Annotated in this window: 9 protein-coding genes; 7 read left to right on the top strand and 2 right to left on the bottom strand. The window is 43.8% G+C overall.

What is annotated here, in order from left to right; all coding sequences use genetic code 11:
• Positions 1–3: 3 nt before the first annotated feature.
• The 7 genes from Q7P33_RS06065 (at position 4) to Q7P33_RS06035 (ending at position 11685) form a co-directional block, all read left to right on the top strand.
• Positions 4–2028, top strand: a complete 2025-nt coding sequence (locus Q7P33_RS06065) for a diguanylate cyclase domain-containing protein (RefSeq protein WP_303868444.1) — start codon at positions 4–6, stop codon at positions 2026–2028.
• Entirely contained in the window at positions 2025–5054 is a 3030-nt protein-coding gene (locus tag Q7P33_RS06060) for a glycosyltransferase family 2 protein (RefSeq protein WP_303868442.1), read from the top strand. The genes Q7P33_RS06065 and Q7P33_RS06060 overlap by 4 nt, the downstream gene beginning before the upstream one ends.
• Positions 5051–8218 carry a hypothetical protein gene (locus Q7P33_RS06055; protein ID WP_303868440.1) on the top strand — a complete coding sequence of 1056 codons (3168 nt, stop codon included), beginning with the start codon at positions 5051–5053 and terminating at the stop codon, positions 8216–8218. The genes Q7P33_RS06060 and Q7P33_RS06055 overlap by 4 nt, the downstream gene beginning before the upstream one ends.
• A 235-nt stretch (positions 8219–8453) precedes the next feature.
• Positions 8454–9056, top strand: a complete 603-nt coding sequence (locus tag Q7P33_RS06050; protein ID WP_303868438.1) for a hypothetical protein — start codon at positions 8454–8456, stop codon at positions 9054–9056.
• Between the two features lie 352 nt (positions 9057–9408).
• Entirely contained in the window at positions 9409–9969 is a 561-nt protein-coding gene (locus tag Q7P33_RS06045; RefSeq protein ID WP_303868437.1) for an RNA polymerase sigma factor, read from the top strand.
• Positions 9970–9971: 2 nt separating this feature from the next.
• On the top strand, positions 9972–10358 hold the full coding sequence (locus tag Q7P33_RS06040; protein ID WP_303868435.1) for a hypothetical protein: 387 nt from the start codon (positions 9972–9974) through the stop codon (positions 10356–10358).
• 34 nt (positions 10359–10392) lie between these two features.
• Positions 10393–11685 carry a hypothetical protein gene (locus Q7P33_RS06035; protein WP_303868433.1) on the top strand — a complete coding sequence of 431 codons (1293 nt, stop codon included), beginning with the start codon at positions 10393–10395 and terminating at the stop codon, positions 11683–11685.
• Positions 11686–11737: 52 nt separating this feature from the next.
• Here the strand turns inward: Q7P33_RS06035 and Q7P33_RS06030 are convergent, their stop codons facing one another.
• Positions 11738–14611, bottom strand: coding sequence for a methyl-accepting chemotaxis protein (locus tag Q7P33_RS06030; protein WP_303868431.1), 2874 nt, complete (start codon positions 14609–14611; stop codon positions 11738–11740).
• Positions 14612–15120: 509 nt separating this feature from the next.
• Positions 15121–18294, bottom strand: a complete 3174-nt coding sequence (locus Q7P33_RS06025; RefSeq protein ID WP_303868428.1) for a methyl-accepting chemotaxis protein — start codon at positions 18292–18294, stop codon at positions 15121–15123.
• Positions 18295–18676: the final 382 nt, after the last annotated feature.

The raw sequence follows: 18676 nt of genomic DNA, 5'->3' as shown, positions 1-18676 counted from the left end.
AATATGGTAACACCACGTACAGTAGAAATAGCATCAGGAATACATTGGGTCGGTGGTTGCGCTCAAGATGGCGGATTACACTGCAATCCGTATTTAATAGTGGATGGTGAAGAAGGCATATTATTTGATCCCGGCTCTGTGTTGGATTTTGAGGATGTCTTTGAAAATGTTTGCAGTATCATCCCATTGGAGCAGATCAAATATGTGGTTTTACATCATCAGGATCCGGATTTTTGTTCAGCAGTCCCACTTTTTGAAAAAACAGGCGCAACGTTTGAGGTGGTTACCCATTGGCGAACTCAAACGCTGGTAAAATATTACGGTATTCAATCCGATTACTATATTATCAATGACCAAAATTTTGAGTTGAAACTGGCATCCGGACGGACTTTGAGTTTTATTCTGACACCCTATCTTCATTTCCCAGGAGCTTTCACCACATACGATAATCAGACAAAAATACTTCTTTCAAGCGATCTCTTCGGGGCATTTTCCTACGAATGGAGTCTTTATGCCCAGGATGATTATCTGGAAAAAATGAAAACATTTCATGAACATTATATGCCATCCAACAGTATTCTGCGGCCAGTTATGGAAATGTTTCTGGGGATGGATATCAATATGATTGCGCCCCAACACGGGTCAATTATCAGGGAAAACATCATTTCCTACATCAAAGCGCTCAGAGACCTGGAATGCGGCATCCTGCTCAATCCAATTAAACGGGATCTGGCTAAGTCTGGAGGGTACATGGGCATTTGTTCAGCCGTGCTGAAACGACTGGGGTCAATTTTCAATCAGGAATCGGTTCGGGATTTGGTAGCAGATCTGGAACTGACCTTGGATGAAAACCTCAACATCACAGACTATAATGTCACCGGCACGGTATTGTGGAACATGATTTTCGAGCGAATTCTGGCCAGAAAAGGGACAACCTGGCTGATAGTCATTGAGCCCTTTACCGAAACGTTGTCTAAAGAATACGATGTTCCCATGCCGGATGTATTTGAAAGTCATATCAAAAAGATCGAAGATGAAGCGTCCAGCCTCAGTGAACAAAACCGGATGTTAAAAGAAATCAATACCCGGTTGGAGGCCAGTATTCAGGAATCTCAAAACAAATTGTTACGCTCAGCAGTTACTGGATTGTATAATTTCAGCTTTTTTAAGAATTATCTGACCAGTGAAATTAATAGTATTTTCAGTGATCGCTCCGATCAAAATCCGGGACTGGTCATCATCAGTCTGGATAATCTTGAACGGATCGAATATCTTTATGGCCATGACGAGGTAGAAGAGGTTCAGCGAAATGTGACATTCATTTTGGAGAGTTTAAAAGAGCGGAATGAGATGTTGTTCGAACTCCAGGGCTTTACCTTCGCCTATTATCTGCCGCAGACCTCAAAAGCGGCAGCTCAGAATTTTGCTGAAAAGATCAGACATGCCATTGTCTCTTCGGAGAAATTTATTGAACAAATTACGGCTTCAATCGGATTGGTCAGTCTCGATGAGATAAAAGAAAAAGATAATTACAGCGAAAAATTGGATACAGCCTTTTATAATATGGCAACCATGCGGGTTAAACTTGCCAGAAATATGGGCAGAAACACTGTCTGCAGTGAGTCATCCATGACCGAATATCAGAATGCAACTGGAAAAATTCTGATCGTCGATTCGGATGAAATAACGGTGGATGTATTAAAAACCGCACTGGAAAACATTAACTATCAGGTAATTACTGCCAGTGATGGGCGGACAGCGGTACAAATCGCTGTGGATGAGAGCCTGCTTTTGATTGTTTCTGAGGTGATGATTCCCAAAATGGATGGTTTCCTGTTCCGCGAAGAAATGCTTGCAAACTCCAATACCAATAAAATTCCGTTTGTTTTCTTATCCTATTTAAAGAATGATGAGTCTGTTCTCCGGGCATCTAATTTGGGGGTGGAGCATTATTTTAAGAAACCCTTTATGCTCTCAGAATTAATGGGGGTTATTCAGAATAAGATCAAAGGAGAATTGGGCCAATGATCGAAGTTTTTGAAATCTGGATCATTGTTGGGGTTTTGTTATTGATTGCTGATCTGGTGATTATTTTGCGATTGATTCGGGGTAGGCGGGAAAGTGATAGAAACAAGCTTTTTATCAAGATGCAAAAAGATCATTTATTGGACGTAGCTTATGGAAATTCAGCGGAAACTCGTGAACACATGGAAATGGACAATTATTACCAAATCAGTCAATCGGTACGCTATGATCAGCAACTTAAAGACAACATCGCCAATTTGGTCGATGTGGGACAGTTTGAAAAAAAGGCCCTTCGAGGACTTCGATCCGGTAGCATTCCCCGTAAGGCTGAGGCAGCCTTGTATTTAGGTGTTCTTGGTACCGACAGAGCCCGATGGGCGCTGGAGGATGCACTGAAAAAAGAAACAAACAGTACCTTGAAGTTATATATTGCCAATGGGCTGACTGATATTGGTAACCCAGAATCTTTAGCAGTGCTTACCAATTCTCTGTTGAGTGAGAGCCGTTTTTACCGCAATAAGGTGAATATGCTGATTTCAGATTTTGGGGAAGGTTTTCATCGATTTTTGCCCCAAATCATCAATAGTCAGCGGATTGAATTTCAGGAATTGATTGTCGATTTTTCAGGGGTATATTTTTCGGAGACGTTAAAAAATTATCTGATTGAGCTGATCAGAAGCCGTAAAGAAACCATTGAGCGTCTGGAAAACCGTTATTGTGAGGCTAAGGGGAATCATTGTATCAACTGTGTTAATAGTAGACCATTGCCAAATGACACACAGATGCTGTGCCGATATGAGGGGAATGTGGAACCTAATTTCAGTTGTCGTCGCTATGAACTGTTGCCGGTAAGTGTAAACAGTGGGGCGGCACATCGAGAACTGGTCGTTAAAGCGTGTGAAATCGTTGCTGAGTATTACCCTAAAGTTTTGGATGCCGATCGGTATCTGTATTCAGATGATATGGAAATCAGAAATGCTGCCATGCGAGCTTTGGCCAATTTTAAGTCACCCGAAAAATTGGACAGACTGCTGGGTTTTTTAAGGCAGGAAGATACCGCAAGAGGTGCCATTAATGGCATATCTGCTCTGATTGAGAAAAACCGGGTTTATTTAAATCAGGTCATTTCAGCTTTTTTGGCAGAAACGGATTGTCGGGTGAAGAAAGATCTGGCTACGATTTTAGCCCTACGGATTGAATATTTTATAATGAAATTGACCCGAAAAAGCAATGATGATGCAAAAAAAATTGTCAGTGAAATCATTTTGATGGGAAAAACCAGTGAAGTTATTGACTTTCTCAATAAGAACAGTGACATTAACACTGAAAATGAACTGCTTGCTATTATAAAACAAGTCATAGCAGAGTCCAAGGATTTGGAAAATGATTTTGCCCACTATCTAAACGAACGGCTGGCAAAAAAATGTGGTCTCATCAAAGTTGCCGAGCCAACCGTCAACGAACCGGCAAAACGGGATGAAAAAATGACCCGGAGGCTGATTATTTTGTTATTCGCGAGCTGTATGATCGTTCCCGTCATTTACTGTTTACGCCATTGGAGCATTATTTTTGTGATGCCTTTTACGGAACAGCTGGAACTTTTTGTAATGGATTTTAATTTTTATATTGCCTATTATGCGATGGCAGTTAATCTGATTTATCTGGCACTGTTGTTTTTTTCTTACATCTGTGTGCTCAGGCAGGAGCGCTTGTGGAAGATTAAGGATATGTCACTGCTGTTTAAAAAACGGATGCTACCGTCGATTTCAATTATTGCGCCAGCCTATAATGAAGAAAAAACAATTATCGAAAGTGCCAATTCGCTGCTAAATCTCAAATACCCGGAGTATGAATTGATCATCGTTAATGACGGCTCCAAAGATCAGACCCTAAATACACTGATCCGATATTATGATTTAAAACGAGTTGATTATCTTTACGATAGCCGCCTCAGCACCAAACTGGTTCGGGGGGTCTATTTAAACCGATCCCGGCCTCAGCTGATTGTAGTCGATAAACTTAACGGCGGCAAAGCGGATTCCCTTAATGTGGGGATTAATATTGCCAACAAGGAATATGTCTGTGGGATTGATGCCGATTCACTATTGGAAGATGATGCCCTGATTAAGCTGGCCTCGTTAACCCTGGATGAAGAAACCGAAACCCCGGCTTTGGGGGGAAATATTATGCCGATTAACGGCTGCACCGTCGATCACGGTCAGATTTCGCAGAAAGGATTGGCTGAAAGTAAGCTGGCCCGGTTTCAGACCATTGAGTATATCCGCTCCTTTATGTCAGGGCGGCTGGGCTGGTCTTATTTTAACTGTCTGCTGATTATCTCCGGGGCTTTTGGGCTCTTTCGTAAAGAACGGATTATCAATGTGGGGGGGTATCTGACCAGCAGTGGTAAATTCAAAACCGATACCGTTGGCGAAGATATGGAACTAGTGGTGCGGATCAGTCGTCAGATGAAAGAAGCGAAGCGACCCTTCCGGATTCTTTACGCTTACAACGCTAACTGCTGGACCGAGGTGCCAGAGGACCTTAATACCCTAAAAAAACAGCGCTACCGCTGGCACCGGGGCTTGATTGAGATTCTGGCTTTTCATCGAAAAATGATGTTTAACCCCAGTTATGGCCGAATTGGTACAGTGGCGATGCCCTATTTTTATATTTTTGAAATGCTGGGTCCGCTTTTTGAAATTCAGGGCTATTTGATGGTCATTTTATCGGCGTTTCTAGGTATTTTCAACGTGGAGATTGCCATCATTCTGTTTGTTTCGATGGTATTGATGGGCATTTTGGTTTCAGTATCTTCTTTGCTGATATCCGAAAAAAATGGTCAGAATTTTTCCCGGAAAGAATTGTGGATTCTGGTTTTTTACGCCGTCATCGAAAATTTTGGGGTACGGCAGTATTTCAGTCTCTGGCGTTTTGGGGGCTATCTTAACATGTTCAAAAAACCGGCGGGTTGGCAGAAGGCAGATCGTAAAGGTTTTGCTGCAAAAGCAGATGAGGTGACATCATGAAGAAAAAGTCGATGGTTATTTGGAGTATCGGAATTGTAGCAGTGTTATTTTGTGTTTTTATAATGCCGTTTTTAATCTGGAACAGCCAGGCATCAACACCTTTAAATATCTGGGTGGTGGATAAAACCGTACCGGATACCAGCTATAAAGAGCATAAGGGATTGATGTGGGCCTTAAACAGTGAAAAAATTGTGCTTGAAAGCACCGGCAACCCTTTGCGCTACGACAGTGATTATTTTGGTGTTTTTCCAAAGTCCGATGAAGCCTATGAGGTGAAGGGAATTCCTCAAACAAAAGAAATGCCGCAGCTGATTTATCTGACCGATACCGATGGAGTATATCCCAGCGATTTTAACGGCACTGCCAGTGATGCCATTTATGCGGGTATTCCTCAAAAACCGCTGGTGGGTAATCTCAGCGAAGCCGAACTGGCCAGCATAAAAAACAATTTGGGTGGCGGCAATACGATCATTGGTGAGTTTGACATTTGGGATGCCGACAGTCAGCAGGGACTTCAGGACATCTTCCGGGTTTCATTTACTGGCTGGAGTGGTCGTTACTTTCCGGATCTTAAAACAGATGTTGAAATTCCTGAAATCATTGTTAACAATTATGAAAAGCAAACTGGCCAAATCTGGGATTATACCGGTGGCGGTCTGGTGTTGGTGTCAAATCAGGATCAGGTGCTGGTGTTGAAAGATAAAGAAGCGATAAGCAAAGATGGGGTTAGTTTGTCGTTTAATCCTGCCTACCAGGATGAATTTGGGATAAACGATCGTTTTCCCTATAAACAGTGGTTTGATCTGGTTAAAGCTGATGCGTCATCAGAGACTTTGGCGACCTTAAGTCTGGATGTCACCGAGGCGGGAAAAACAGCTCTGGCGGAATATGGCTTGACGACAAACTATGCGGTTATAACCCGGTCAGTCAATTCCCAGTACCGGGCTTATTACTTTGCCGGCGACTTCGCCCAGATGGATTTTTCAGGAGCCCTCTGGAATTATGCCGGATTTTCTGCAATCAAGCGTCTCTTTTCTTTTGCCAACCCCAATGCTGATACCAAGTTTTACTGGGGTTGCTACGTGCCGTTGATACAGCAGATCATTGGCGAAATAAAGGATAAACCAGAAATGCCGCAACCGAACTCGGCAATAGAAGGAATCCAGATCCAGGCTCGGACAGCGGGTGCCGGTTTCCAGGTTCTGGTGAATGGCAACTGGGAAGACTTTTATGCTAAAGGGGTTAATATCGGTTCTTCCGTTCCTGGGAAATGGTTTACGGAATTTTCCTATGACGAGGCCCTGTATCTGAAATGGTTTGAGATGATAGGGGCAATGAATGCCAATACCATCCGGGTTTATACCTTATTGCCGCCGCAATTTTATTCGGCGCTGGTTTATTATAATGAACAGCATCCGGATTCTAGGCTCTGGCTCTATCAGGAAATATGGCCGGAAGAGAACCCCGCCGATCATAATTATCTGGGAGCCGAATATAATACCGCCTATCAGACGGAAATTAAACTGGATCTCGATGCCATCCATGGTCAGGCCAATATTTCCAAGCGGCAGGGGCGGGCCTATGGTTATTATACTGCTGATGTTTCTCCCTATATTGTGGGCTATCTGGTCGGCCGGGAACTGGAACCACAGGAGGTACTCAGCACCAACGAAAAAAATCATGGTTTTACCTTTAACGGCAATTATCTGTTTACCGAAACCAACGCCAGTCCAACGGAGGCATGGCTGGCGATGAGCTGCGACTATGTACTGCAATATGAAGAAGATACCTACAAGTGGCAGCATCCGGTGGGGATTGTCAGCTGGCCGACTTTGGATCCCATTGATCACGATTCGGAATGGAATGAAACCGGGGATAAAAGCAAGCAGTATAATGATGCGGTGTCGGTGGATATAAACCATATCGCCACCCGGGATAAACTCCAGGCGGGATTCTTCGGGGCCTATCACATTTATCCCAATTATCCGGACTTTATGAATAATGAAGCATCCTATGCAGCCTACTCGGATGAAACAGGCAGCTTCCGTTATGGGGGCTACCTCCAGGAGTTTATTGCTGGTCATCAGAAATACCCGGCGATTGTGGCGGAATTTGGCCTGGCCACAGGGATGGGAAATGCTCATGAAAACCCTGATGGTTACAATCACGGCGGGCTCACCGAAGCAGATCAGGGCAATGGCATTGTTCGGATGATGAAAGCAATCGAAAAAGAAGGATATGCGGGCAGTATTATTTTTGAATGGACTGATGAATGGGCCAAAAAGACCTGGACTACTGAGCCCTATATTATTCCATATGAACGGAATCCTCTCTGGCACAACGGCGTTGATCCGGAACAGAACTATGGCATTTACGCCATGGAATCAGACCAGCCGGTATCAAAACCGTACACCATTGAGGAAAGCGGAGATATCAAAAAAATGTCCCTGGCAGCAGATGAAACCTACCTCCATATTGATCTGGAGTTGAACCAGCCGATGGATTTCTCAAAAGAAAAACTGATTCTCGGGCTGGATACCTATGATCGTTCCCGGGGCGATCTGAAATTTGGAGAAGCGATTGCGGTGAATGCATCTACAGGGTTGGAATACATCATTGAAATAAATAATCAAAAGGATGGCCAACTGCTGGTACAACCGGGATATAATCCCACTACCGGGCACTATGCCTCAACTTTATCTACAACCGGGGTTTTTGAGCAAATGTTGATGCTGACCAACAAGGAAACCATAACCAAAGATGGGACCAAAATTGAGGCGGTGGTTCAGGATTTAAGTCAATTATCTTTTGGTAGTCTGGAAGACAACTCCCATAATCAGATTCAGGTTTCAGGCAAAACCGTATCGATTCGAATTCCCTGGACCCGGATCAATGTCACTGATCCCTCCACCATGCGGGTATTGGATGACCCCCGGGTAATTCTAAGCCCCACCACTGACCAGCTCAACACAGTAGTCACAGATGGAATCCTGGTTAGCGGGTTACTGGTGAATAAGGATAGTAACCAGATGATTGCCAGCATCGGTCTTTCCAATCAGCAAGCTTTTAGTTGGGATACCTGGGATGTTCCAACCTATCGAGAACGTCTAAAGGACAGTTATGATATTATTAGCCAGTATTTTATGCAGCTTGAAACAAAGTAGTTTATCCAGATAGAGAAACAAGGGAGTAACTGGCGCATTTCTTGACTGATTGTTTTACATTATACACGTTTTTACTTTAATGATTAAAATTGATCAGAGTTTTAATCGCCAATTCAAGGGTATAATAGTAAAAAAATCAGATTGGTGATCGCTGGTTTTCTGACCAGCTTTAATTGATGTTATAAATACTGATAGTGTCGATAGTGCAGAGATATTTGAAGGGAGCAAGACAAGAATGAAAAAAAGATATTTGAAGTGTTTTGGATTAATTCTAATCCTCGCCATTATGGCAATAACCTCAGGGTGTTCTGCATATGGGGGACAAGCTTCAGCAAAAGCTGGAGGTAATGATGCGCAATCAAATGATCTTACCGACAATGTAATTTTTGCTCTTTATAACCAGATCGATATCAATGACAAAAAGGCAGATATTGAAAAAGATTTAGGCGCCACTGGAAATACCTCGGCAGAAGGTTCCTATGTTTACCTGGATCCAGATACTGGCTATGCTGTCAATGTGTTTTTCAATACCAACGATTTGGTAGCACTAAAAGTCCTGATTCCGACTACTGGAGCTCGTGAACTGATTGAGCTGAGCAACGCCAGTGTTTCAAAAGAACAAGCCGCTAAAATTGCCCCGGGTATGACCCTGAGCAATGTTAAGAAAGCATTAGTGGGACAGGGGATTGAGATGTTGCGAATGGTAACTCCTGGCGGCGCAGACAAAGAGGCTTATGCCCTGGCTTGGATTAATACGGATGGATCGGTTCTGGTGGTGACCTTTGATGCCGCTACAAATACAGTTCTGGCTGCTGAGTTTAAAGAAAGTTTGTTTTGATATGTAGATTGGTGGTATTTCTAGTTAAGAGAAGAGCGATAAAAATATGTTAAAGCGGGATGACCTGTTTTTATGCCTGTGTTTTTGATCCTTCGCTTGTTGGTGTTGCTTTGAGATTGTATTGGAACATAGTGTGAAACAAGCCAAATGGGTTTTACGTAATATTTTTAGCGCATCAGGGAACAGTTAAAGGCGTTAAATTCTGTATAGTGCCAGAATTTAAAAGCACTGGTTTTTGAATCAGTGTTTTTTTTTGGTATTTTCAAAATATAAAAAAAATATTATTTTTTGGGAAGAAAAACTGGGGCTTATACGTTATATAGATGTGCAGATAAAATGGAGGTGAAATTTGTTGAAAGAACATAGGGAAGAGGAGGCCGATGATGCCTTGATTAAAAAGTATATCGCAACCGGAAATTCTGGGTATTTTGAACCCATTGTTCAACGGTACGAGCGGTACGCCTATGTTTATGCCTATTCTCTTATGAAGAACGAATTTGACGCACAGGATGTGGTGGCGGAAAGTTTTTTAAAGGCGTTTAGCAAAATCAGACAGTATCGGCTGGATAGCAGTTTTAAAAACTGGTTTTTAAAAATTGTCCATAACACCAGCTTTGATCTCTTACGAAAAAACAAAACCATGATTTATCTGGATGATCAGGAAAATAGCGAGAGTCTATATACTGACGAAGCGCTGAGTTACGATAATATTAAGTCGTTTGATTTTGGGGAGATTCAAAAATCTCTGGATCAATTACCGCATGAGCTGAAAGGGGCAGTGATCCTTCGATATTATTATGACTGGGATTATAAAAAAATCTGTGAGTTTTTAAATATTCCCATGGGAACATTGTCTTCCCGGCTGAACCGGGCCTGTAAAAAACTCAAAAACCTGTACGAAGGAGAAATATGACCATGAATGAACTGGATAAAATGATGTTCTGTCTGGGATTTAACGAGATCGCTGTGAAAAATTATGGCAATGCGATTCCTTTTACCAGTAGGAAGCTGGAGATTATGAAGCGGATCAATCAGACGAGTTTGGAAAAACCCAAAACTTCAGATTTGTTTTCCTTGTTTTATATTTTATCCATTGCTTTTTTAGTGTTGATAATGCGTTTTATTGTTTTTACGCAAACCGGAGATTCAACCATGATGACGGTTTTTACCAGCATCGTCATTCGTTATTCTCAGGAGCTTCAGAACAGTCTTACTGCCATGTCGTTTTTAATTTCAATTGGTATTTGTGTCGGAACAGGGGTGATGATTAATTATCTAAAAAATGAGAATCACCTTTGTTAGGCTTAATAAATAAAAAATTTAAAGGAGAAGTAAAATGTTAAAAAGATTTAGTATGTCGGTTTTAATGGTGGTGATGATCTTGCTTATTACGGTTTCCACCGCTTTTGGGGCCACCAATAGCGATATCAGGCCTTACGAAGATTCAGCGGGAAATGTAAATATTGAGGGAGCAACGGTTCCCAATACGGAATTCGCCTTTGCCGGTTCAAACATCACTGCCAATTCGGTGTTTGACACCACCACCTTTTTTGCCGGTAATGCCATCACTCTGGATGGGGAATATAACGGTGACGTTTTTGCAGCGGCAAATACGGTAACGGTCAACGGTAAAATTAACGGAAATCTCTATACCGGTGCCAACCAGGTCATCATCAATGGTGAGGTAACCCGGGATCTTTTTGCTGGCTGTTCTGATCTGACCATCAGCAAATCAGCCACTATTAACCGGGATGCCTATCTTGCGGCAGCCAATGTGAATATTGATGGAATCGTTGGTCGAAATCTTCGGGCTGGTGCTGGCAATGTCTTAATTAACGGCACGATTAACGGTTTTGTGGAAACCGACGTGGATCAGTTAACCATTAACAATGGTGCAACGATCGTCGGACCAATTAATAACCGTAGTGCCAATGAAGCGATTGTCGCACCCGGTGCCAATGCGCCGGAAGTCAGCTGGGAAAAGGTATCGAAAGAACAGGCAGTTGAAGCAGATAAAGGACCATCTGTTGGCTCGATTCTTTTATCAATCATTACCAAACTGGCCTTTATTCTGGTCATCTGGGTGCTGATTACCTTTATGACCAAAGAATTTAACGCCAATACTTCAGTGATAGCCAAAAAGCATATTCTGGCATCGCTGGGAATCGGGGCCGGATTTTTCTTCATTACCCCATTGTTGTTGATTGTGTCCTTTATTATTTATGCACCGTTTGGAGTTGCCATGACCTTTGGGATTATCGCATTGACGATTCTAGCGATGCCGGTGGCTGCGGTGGTTCTATCCAAACTGTTGACCCGCTTCTTTGATGATAAGATGAAACCACTGCTTAGCTCGTTTGTTTCAATCCTGATTATCGCTGCGGCAGCGATCGTTCTGGGTTATATTCCCTTTATCAACTTTGTTGTCTATCTTTTCCTCTATGTTGTTGGCGTGGGTTTCATTTGTTACAATGTGCTGTTCGCCAATCGAAAACTAAAAGATGAACGGAATGACGGCGACGGCGAGCTTCTTATGATTGATGAGATCATTGACATGGAAGAAGGAACCGCAATTATCGAAGCGTCAACCGAAACCATTAGACAAGATGGTGAAGATACCCTAAAATAGTTCGATTACAGATAAAAAAAACAGGCTCCAAAGCGGATGCCTGTTTTTTTGTTTAATATTTGTCCATCTCCAGATCATCCAGAACAATCTGGGGTGAAGTTTCGGCAGTGTCTTTTTGCTTCACTGGTTTTTCGACCGGTGGCCTGGGAGAGGTGTGATGGGCGGCACCTTTTTTCTTTAGTTTAAAAGCACCCACCATCTGTTTGAGCATTTGTGCCTGGCCGGACAGTTCTTCACTGGCGGCGGCGCTTTCTTCAGCGGTGGCAGAGTTGGTCTGAACAACGGTGGAAACCTGTTCGATCCCCTGGGTGATCTGGGCGATTTCGGTGGCCTGATCGTTGGAGGCCCGGGCGATGTTACCGACCAGACCGGTTACTTTTTCAATTTCGTTGAGAATTTCAACGAGACTGGCGGCGGTTTCATCGGCGATTCGGGTACCGGCTTCGACCTTGTCAATTGAGCCTTCAATCAGTCCGGTGGTTTCCTTGGCCGCTTCGGCACTGCGGGCGGCCAGCGAGCGAACTTCTTCGGCGACGACGGCAAAGCCTTTGCCGTGGCTTCCAGCCCGGGCGGCTTCGACAGCAGCGTTGAGGGCCAGAATATTGGTCTGGAAGGCGATATCGTCAATGACCTTGATAATCTTAGAAATGCTCTTGGAGGATTCGTTAATGTCAATCATCGCTGAAACCATCTTGGTCATTTGTTCATTGCCGACTTCGGCATTGCTGCGAACCTCTAAAGCCCGTTCGTTGGCTTCATTGGCATTGGTAGCGTTTTTCTTGGTTTCACCGGCTACTTCTTCGATGGAGGCGTTGAGCTGCTGGATGGCACTGGCCTGTTCGGTGGTACCTTGAGACAGCGCCTGTCCACCATCCGAAATCTGGCGGGCACCGGCTTCAACCTGACCGGCGGCTTCGTTGATTTCAGCCATGGTGTCGCTGAGGGTGGCGGCAATGCCATTGAGTCCCGTTTTAATGGCCTGGAAATCGCCCAGATAGTCGGTGGTAATTTCGATATCCAGATTGCCTTGGCCCATTTCCAGTAGGGTTTTGGCAATCTCATCGACATAATTTTTAAGGAAGGCAATGGTCTGATTCATGTCATTTTTGATTAGGACATAGTCACCGTTATAATCACCAATCATGTTGGAGTTAAGATTTCCCTGGGCAAGCTCTTTGAGTGTTTTGGAGGCTTCTGTCAACGGCTCGATTACGGCATCAAGGGTACTATTGATGCCGGTGACGATTTCAGCAAAATCTCCCTCATGTCGGCTGGCATCGGCACGGGCATTCAGGTGACCGTCCTGAGCAGCTTGAGCCAGCATATGGGCATCGGCAACAAGAGCACTGATGGATGAAACACACTTGTTTACAGAATCACCAATAATCTGGAAGGTGTCGTGGACATCCCGGGTATCCTCATCGCCGTCAGCAAGGACAATATTTACCGCAGTATTTCCGCAGGAAAGTTTGGTAAGTCCGTCAACCAGCTTGTCGGTTTCGTTCTGTTGGTAATCGGCGATTTTTAGCATTCGTCGTTCAGCCTGCTTGATAGCGGTAAGGTCGGTAATGATTTCCAGGGCTCCAATGGTGTTTCCAGAACGATCCATAATGGGAACGCCGGTATAAGAAATATCCAGATCCAAACCAGTTGGATGCGCATCTGTTTCGCTGGTGGCGGCACTACTGGAGTTCATTGCTCTGGAACAGGCACATTTTTCAGTGCGACAATCTGAGGTGTTAAAGAGACTGTAACAGTTCTTGCCGATTGCGCTGGATTTCTCAAGACCGGCGACTTGAGCACCTAATTCATTGAGGTAAAGAATAGAAAAATCATTGTCAATAATCAAAACGGGGCTTGGCATGACATCAATGAAGCCGACCAAAGCGTCCAGGGTAGCATTGACCCCCGCCATAATTTCTTTAAACCCGCCACTAAAGGCATCCGCATTTCCCCGGGTGTTCAGACGTCCCTCGACGGCTGATTGAGAAAGCATGGTAGCATCGGTGATCAAAGACTGAATTGTATCAATGGTTCGTTTAAGGGCTGGCGAGATCTCATCATGAGGATCATTCAGGGATATGTTTGCCGATACATCGCCATTCGAGATCTGATTCATAGTGCCGATCACCATGTTTTGGAGATCGTCGGCAAATTGATCCATGGCGCTGGACATCTGTCCAATTTCATCTTTTGTATTTAATCCTAATCGCTCGCTCAGATGACCTTGACTCATTTCTTTAAGCATATGGGAGGCTTGTCTCAGGGGTTTACAGATAATTGAACTCAGAATAAAGCCCAAAATCATCGCAACGAGGATACCAATGCCAATGAAGATGGACATGGTGGTAATGACACTGTTTGTCAGATCACTATTAGCCTGAGCTGTCGCTTTGGCCTCGTCGATTTTGAGCGCAACAAGTTTTTCCAGCGCATCCTGTTCGGCTCGTGAGGCGATACCGGCCGGACCTGTTTCAGCGAGGCGGGCCAGCGCTTCAGCATCCTGATTCTGAGTGGCAAGGGTAATCAGGGTATTAAACTCCGCATCGGACGCCTTGCGGGCTTCGTTGAACTCTACAAAGGCAGTTTTCATTTCATCGGTGATTAAGGTTTGTTCAAAATCTTTGGCGATTTCATCGATATCACGTTGGCGTTCAGCAATGCGATTGGTAAAATCTTGAATACTTTGGGCATCGTTTGCAGCGATCATATCTCGGATATTGACGCGCATACGTTGGAAGGCGGTAGACATACTGCCAGATTCTTCAACCGGGATCGTAATTTTTTCATAAAGAACAGTGCTTGAATGGTCTAATTCCAGGATGTTCTTAATACCTACATAACCGATAATTCCAACGATTAGGGCAACCACCATAAAACCGCTTAATAACTTGGTTCGGATTTTCATATCGTAAAACCATTTCATTTTCTTTCCTCCATTTGGATCGTTTAAAATTTATATAAAAAGGCATTGAATTGATTTAAAAAATAAGCTTACCATCTTAAAACCATATCGAGTAAATTTTAAACAGGATGGATGTTTATCAACGATTATCAAAAGGAAAAGAAATTTGAGTATAGATAGAATTGATGATCGTTGATTGTATAAAAAGACGATATTTTTTAGATTATACAAGAATTTATAGTAAAAAGATACAAAAGAATCAATATTTTCTGTAAGAATCTGATAAATTACCTGATCTGTAGGGTAACCAGAACCGAAACAAAAAAACTCCGGTAAACTGGATAAAATAGACAAATAAGTAAAAAATTTAAAGCGAACATGGATGTTTTTTAAATTCAGATTTTACGAGTGGAAAATTATAAAAATTAGAATAAATATTAATATGCCCGTATGAAAAAACAGTTAAAAAGTTGTGATAGAATGCAAAACAAAAGCACCGAAACGGTGCTTTTGCAGTTAGTCATTTTCAATTAGTACTTGTCCATCTCCAGATCATCCAGAACGATCTGGGGTGGTGCTTTTTCAGTATCTTTTTGTTTTACTGGTTTTTCAATTGAAGGCTTGGAGGAGGTATGAGCGGTGGTGCCTTTTTTCTTTAGTTTAAAAGCACCCACCATCTGCTTGAGCATTTCGGCCTGACCGGACAGTTCTTCACTGGCAGCGGCGCTTTCTTCAGCGGTGGCGGAGTTGGTCTGAACAACGGTGGAAACCTGTTCGATGCCCTGAGTGATCTGAGCGATTTCGGTGGCCTGATCATTGGAGGCGCGGGCGATGTTACCGACCAGAGCGGTTACTTTTTCAATTTCGCTGAGAATTTCAACGAGACTGGTGGCGGTTTCATCGGCGATTTTGGTACCGGCTTCGACCTTGTCAATGGAGCCTTCAATCAGACCGGTGGTTTCCTTGGCAGCTTCGGCGCTGCGGGCTGCCAGCGAGCGAACCTCTTCAGCGACGACGGCAAAGCCTTTGCCGTGTTGGCCAGCCCGGGCGGCTTCGACAGCTGCGTTAAGGGCCAGGATATTGGTCTGGAAGGCGATATCGTCAATGACCTTGATAATTTTTGAAATACTCTTGGAGGACTCATTAATATCGATCATCGCTGAAACCATTTTGGTCATTTGTTCATTGCCAACTTCGGCATTGTTGCGAACCTCTAAAGCCCGCTCGTTGGCTTCGTTGGCATTGGTGGCGTTTTTCTTGGTTTCACCGGCCACTTCTTCAATGGAGGCGTTTAGCTGCTGGATGGCGCTGGCCTGTTCGGTGGTACCTTGAGACAGCGCCTGTCCGCCATCCGAAATCTGGCGGGCACCGGCTTCAACTTGACCGGCGGCTTCGTTGATTTCAGCCATGGTGTCGCTGAGGGTGGCGGCAATGCCATTGAGTCCCGTTTTAATGGCCTGGAAATCGCCCAGATAGTCGGTGGTAATTTCGATATCCAGATTGCCTTGGCCCATTTCCAGTAGGGTTTTGGCAATCTCATCGACATAATTTTTAAGGAAGGCAATGGTCTGATTCATGTCATTTTTAATGCGGGTGTAATCGCCGTTATAATTGCCCACCATGCCGGTGTTAAGATTACCTTTGGCAAGATCCTGGAGGGTATCAGAGGCTTCCCTGATCGGAGCGACAACAGCATCCAGGGTGGCATTGACACCATTTACAATTTTGGCAAAGTCACCTTGATGTCGACTGACATCAGCCCGGGTACTGAGTTTACCATCAATACCGGCCTGGGCCAACATGCTGGCATCATCGATCAGATTACCAACGGATTGCTTAACCTCAGCCAGAGTGTCACCGATTTTATGGAATTGAATGCTGACCTCTGAGGTGTATTCATCCGGCTCGCCGACATTCATATCAAAGTTGAGATCGCCTTGTGCCAGACTGCTAAGATTATTTTCAAGTCGGGTAACCTCGTTTTTGGTGTAATCACTGACTCGGATAATCGGGGTTAAATCGGTGACGACTTCTACGAAACCAATGTTTTCACCCTTCTTATTTTTAAGATAAGCGGTATCCTGCTTGTTGCTTCGGCCAACCCACTCAAAGTAACTGTCGTTTAAGCCCTGATCAACCAGTCGGCGGATGCCACAACCTTCAGTTCGACAGATATCGGCATTGGCGTTGTAGCAATCCATGCCGCAGGCAGAATTTCGATCTTTAATGACGCCATTGGCAATCATCAGATCTTCAAACGGCTTATTCATAAAGGTCCATTTCATATCGTTGTCGGTAACATGAAGAGGGAATGGAATCGCGTCAATGATTGCTTCATACCAGACCATCTGATCCACGACGGTGTCCAGAGTGGCGTTAACCCCTTCAACAATTTCTTTAAAACCGCCTTTAAAGGCATCGGCATCGCCGCGGGTTTCCCATTGACCGGCAATGGCAGCCTGAGACAACATGGTAGCTTCGGCGATCAGGTTTCGGATGGTTTCAATGGTCAGTTTAAGAGCTGGCGCAATTTCATCCTGGGCATCCCGTAATTCGATGTTGGCTGAAACGTCACCGTTGGAAATCTGATCCATGGTGGCAATAACCACATTCTGGAGGTCATCAGCCAGTTGATTCATGGATGTTGTCATTTCACCGACTTCGTCACGGGACACCACTTCCAGACGGTCACTGAGATGTCCAAGTGTCATTTCTTTGATCATCCGGTTTAATGAAACAATTGGTCTGGAAATTTTCCGGGCCAGAATATAAGTGGCAAAACCACCGATTAGAAGAATCAGAAGCGAGGCGATCAGAATTGTGTTTCGTAAGTTGTTGATTGGTGCCAGTACATCACTTTGAAATTTGATGACAATGAGCGTCCAGTTGGTTCCTGGAATAGCACTGGTGTATGCCAGTTTTGTTTCGCCAAGATAATTATACGAAATATTACCGGACTGCCCGACACCCAATTCTTTTATGGCCATACCAAGTTCTTTTAACGGTCCATTTGTTTCAATATCTTTAAAAATATTGGATTGATCAAGAATCAGCTGCTCATTGGGATGGGCCATAACAGCACCATCATCGTTAACGACCATGCCATATTTGCGTTCGCCATCGCCCATCGCATTGGTGACATCGAGCAGGAAGGTTGGATCTCTGCGGCCAACGAGGAGACCAACGACTTGACCATTGTTTTTAATGGGCGCTACTTCAAAGACCGCTGGTTCATTGGTGACCTTGCTGATGGCAACATCGGAAATAGCATTTTTACCGGCAAAGCCTTCTTCGTACCAGAATTGACCTTCTGATTTGAACTCCTGACCGCCAAGAATATATTTAGCGTTACCGTTTAGATCCATGACAGCAATATCCTGATAACCTAAACGATCTACATCCCCGGCAATGGAAGTAACCTGAGTATTCCAGTCCATCGTAGCAGTTCGAGCCCGGAGGGCGATTTCATCAAGTTTTCCCAGATTACCGGAAACAATGGCACCGATATGACCGGCACCTTCGTTGGCGAAAGCGCTTTCCTGGGTACTGGCTTCATTGGATAGGGCGGCCGAACCATAATTGATGGCAATCAGCCCCAGCGTTAGAACGGCAATCGCCAGAATCAGCGTTGTAAACCCCACTAATTTTGTCGATAAACGCATTTTAACATTGGTTTGATTGGATTGCGTGTGCGAAGTTTTCATAATAATGCTCCTTTCTGAACAAACATTGGCAAAGGTTAAGCCTCATGCAAAAGACTATCGTAAATAATTAGAGAAACTAAGTAACTACAGAAAACAATATCTTAACATGATTTGACTTTGTATAACAGTATATCGACATATGCGCATATAACTTTAATAAAAAATGCTAAGCATTTTAAAGTATGGGGTTTTAATGCGATAAGATTTGGTTGGGATTGTATTCTTTTAAAATTATACCCATTAAAATCACCCGTATTCAAGATTAAGTCGAATAAAGAAAAAAACAGACGCCTTAATGGCATCTGTTGAAGATTTCGATAAACTCCCGTACCGATGTAATTGTTAATCTGTTGTTTGTTACAAAATCGGACAGGCGATACTA

Source organism: Acetobacterium wieringae (assembly GCF_026646375.1).
GTDB lineage: Bacteria > Bacillota > Clostridia > Eubacteriales > Eubacteriaceae > Acetobacterium > Acetobacterium wieringae_A.
The sequence above is the reverse complement of the archived record's forward strand: the minus strand, read 5'-3'. Positions and strand labels throughout refer to the sequence as shown.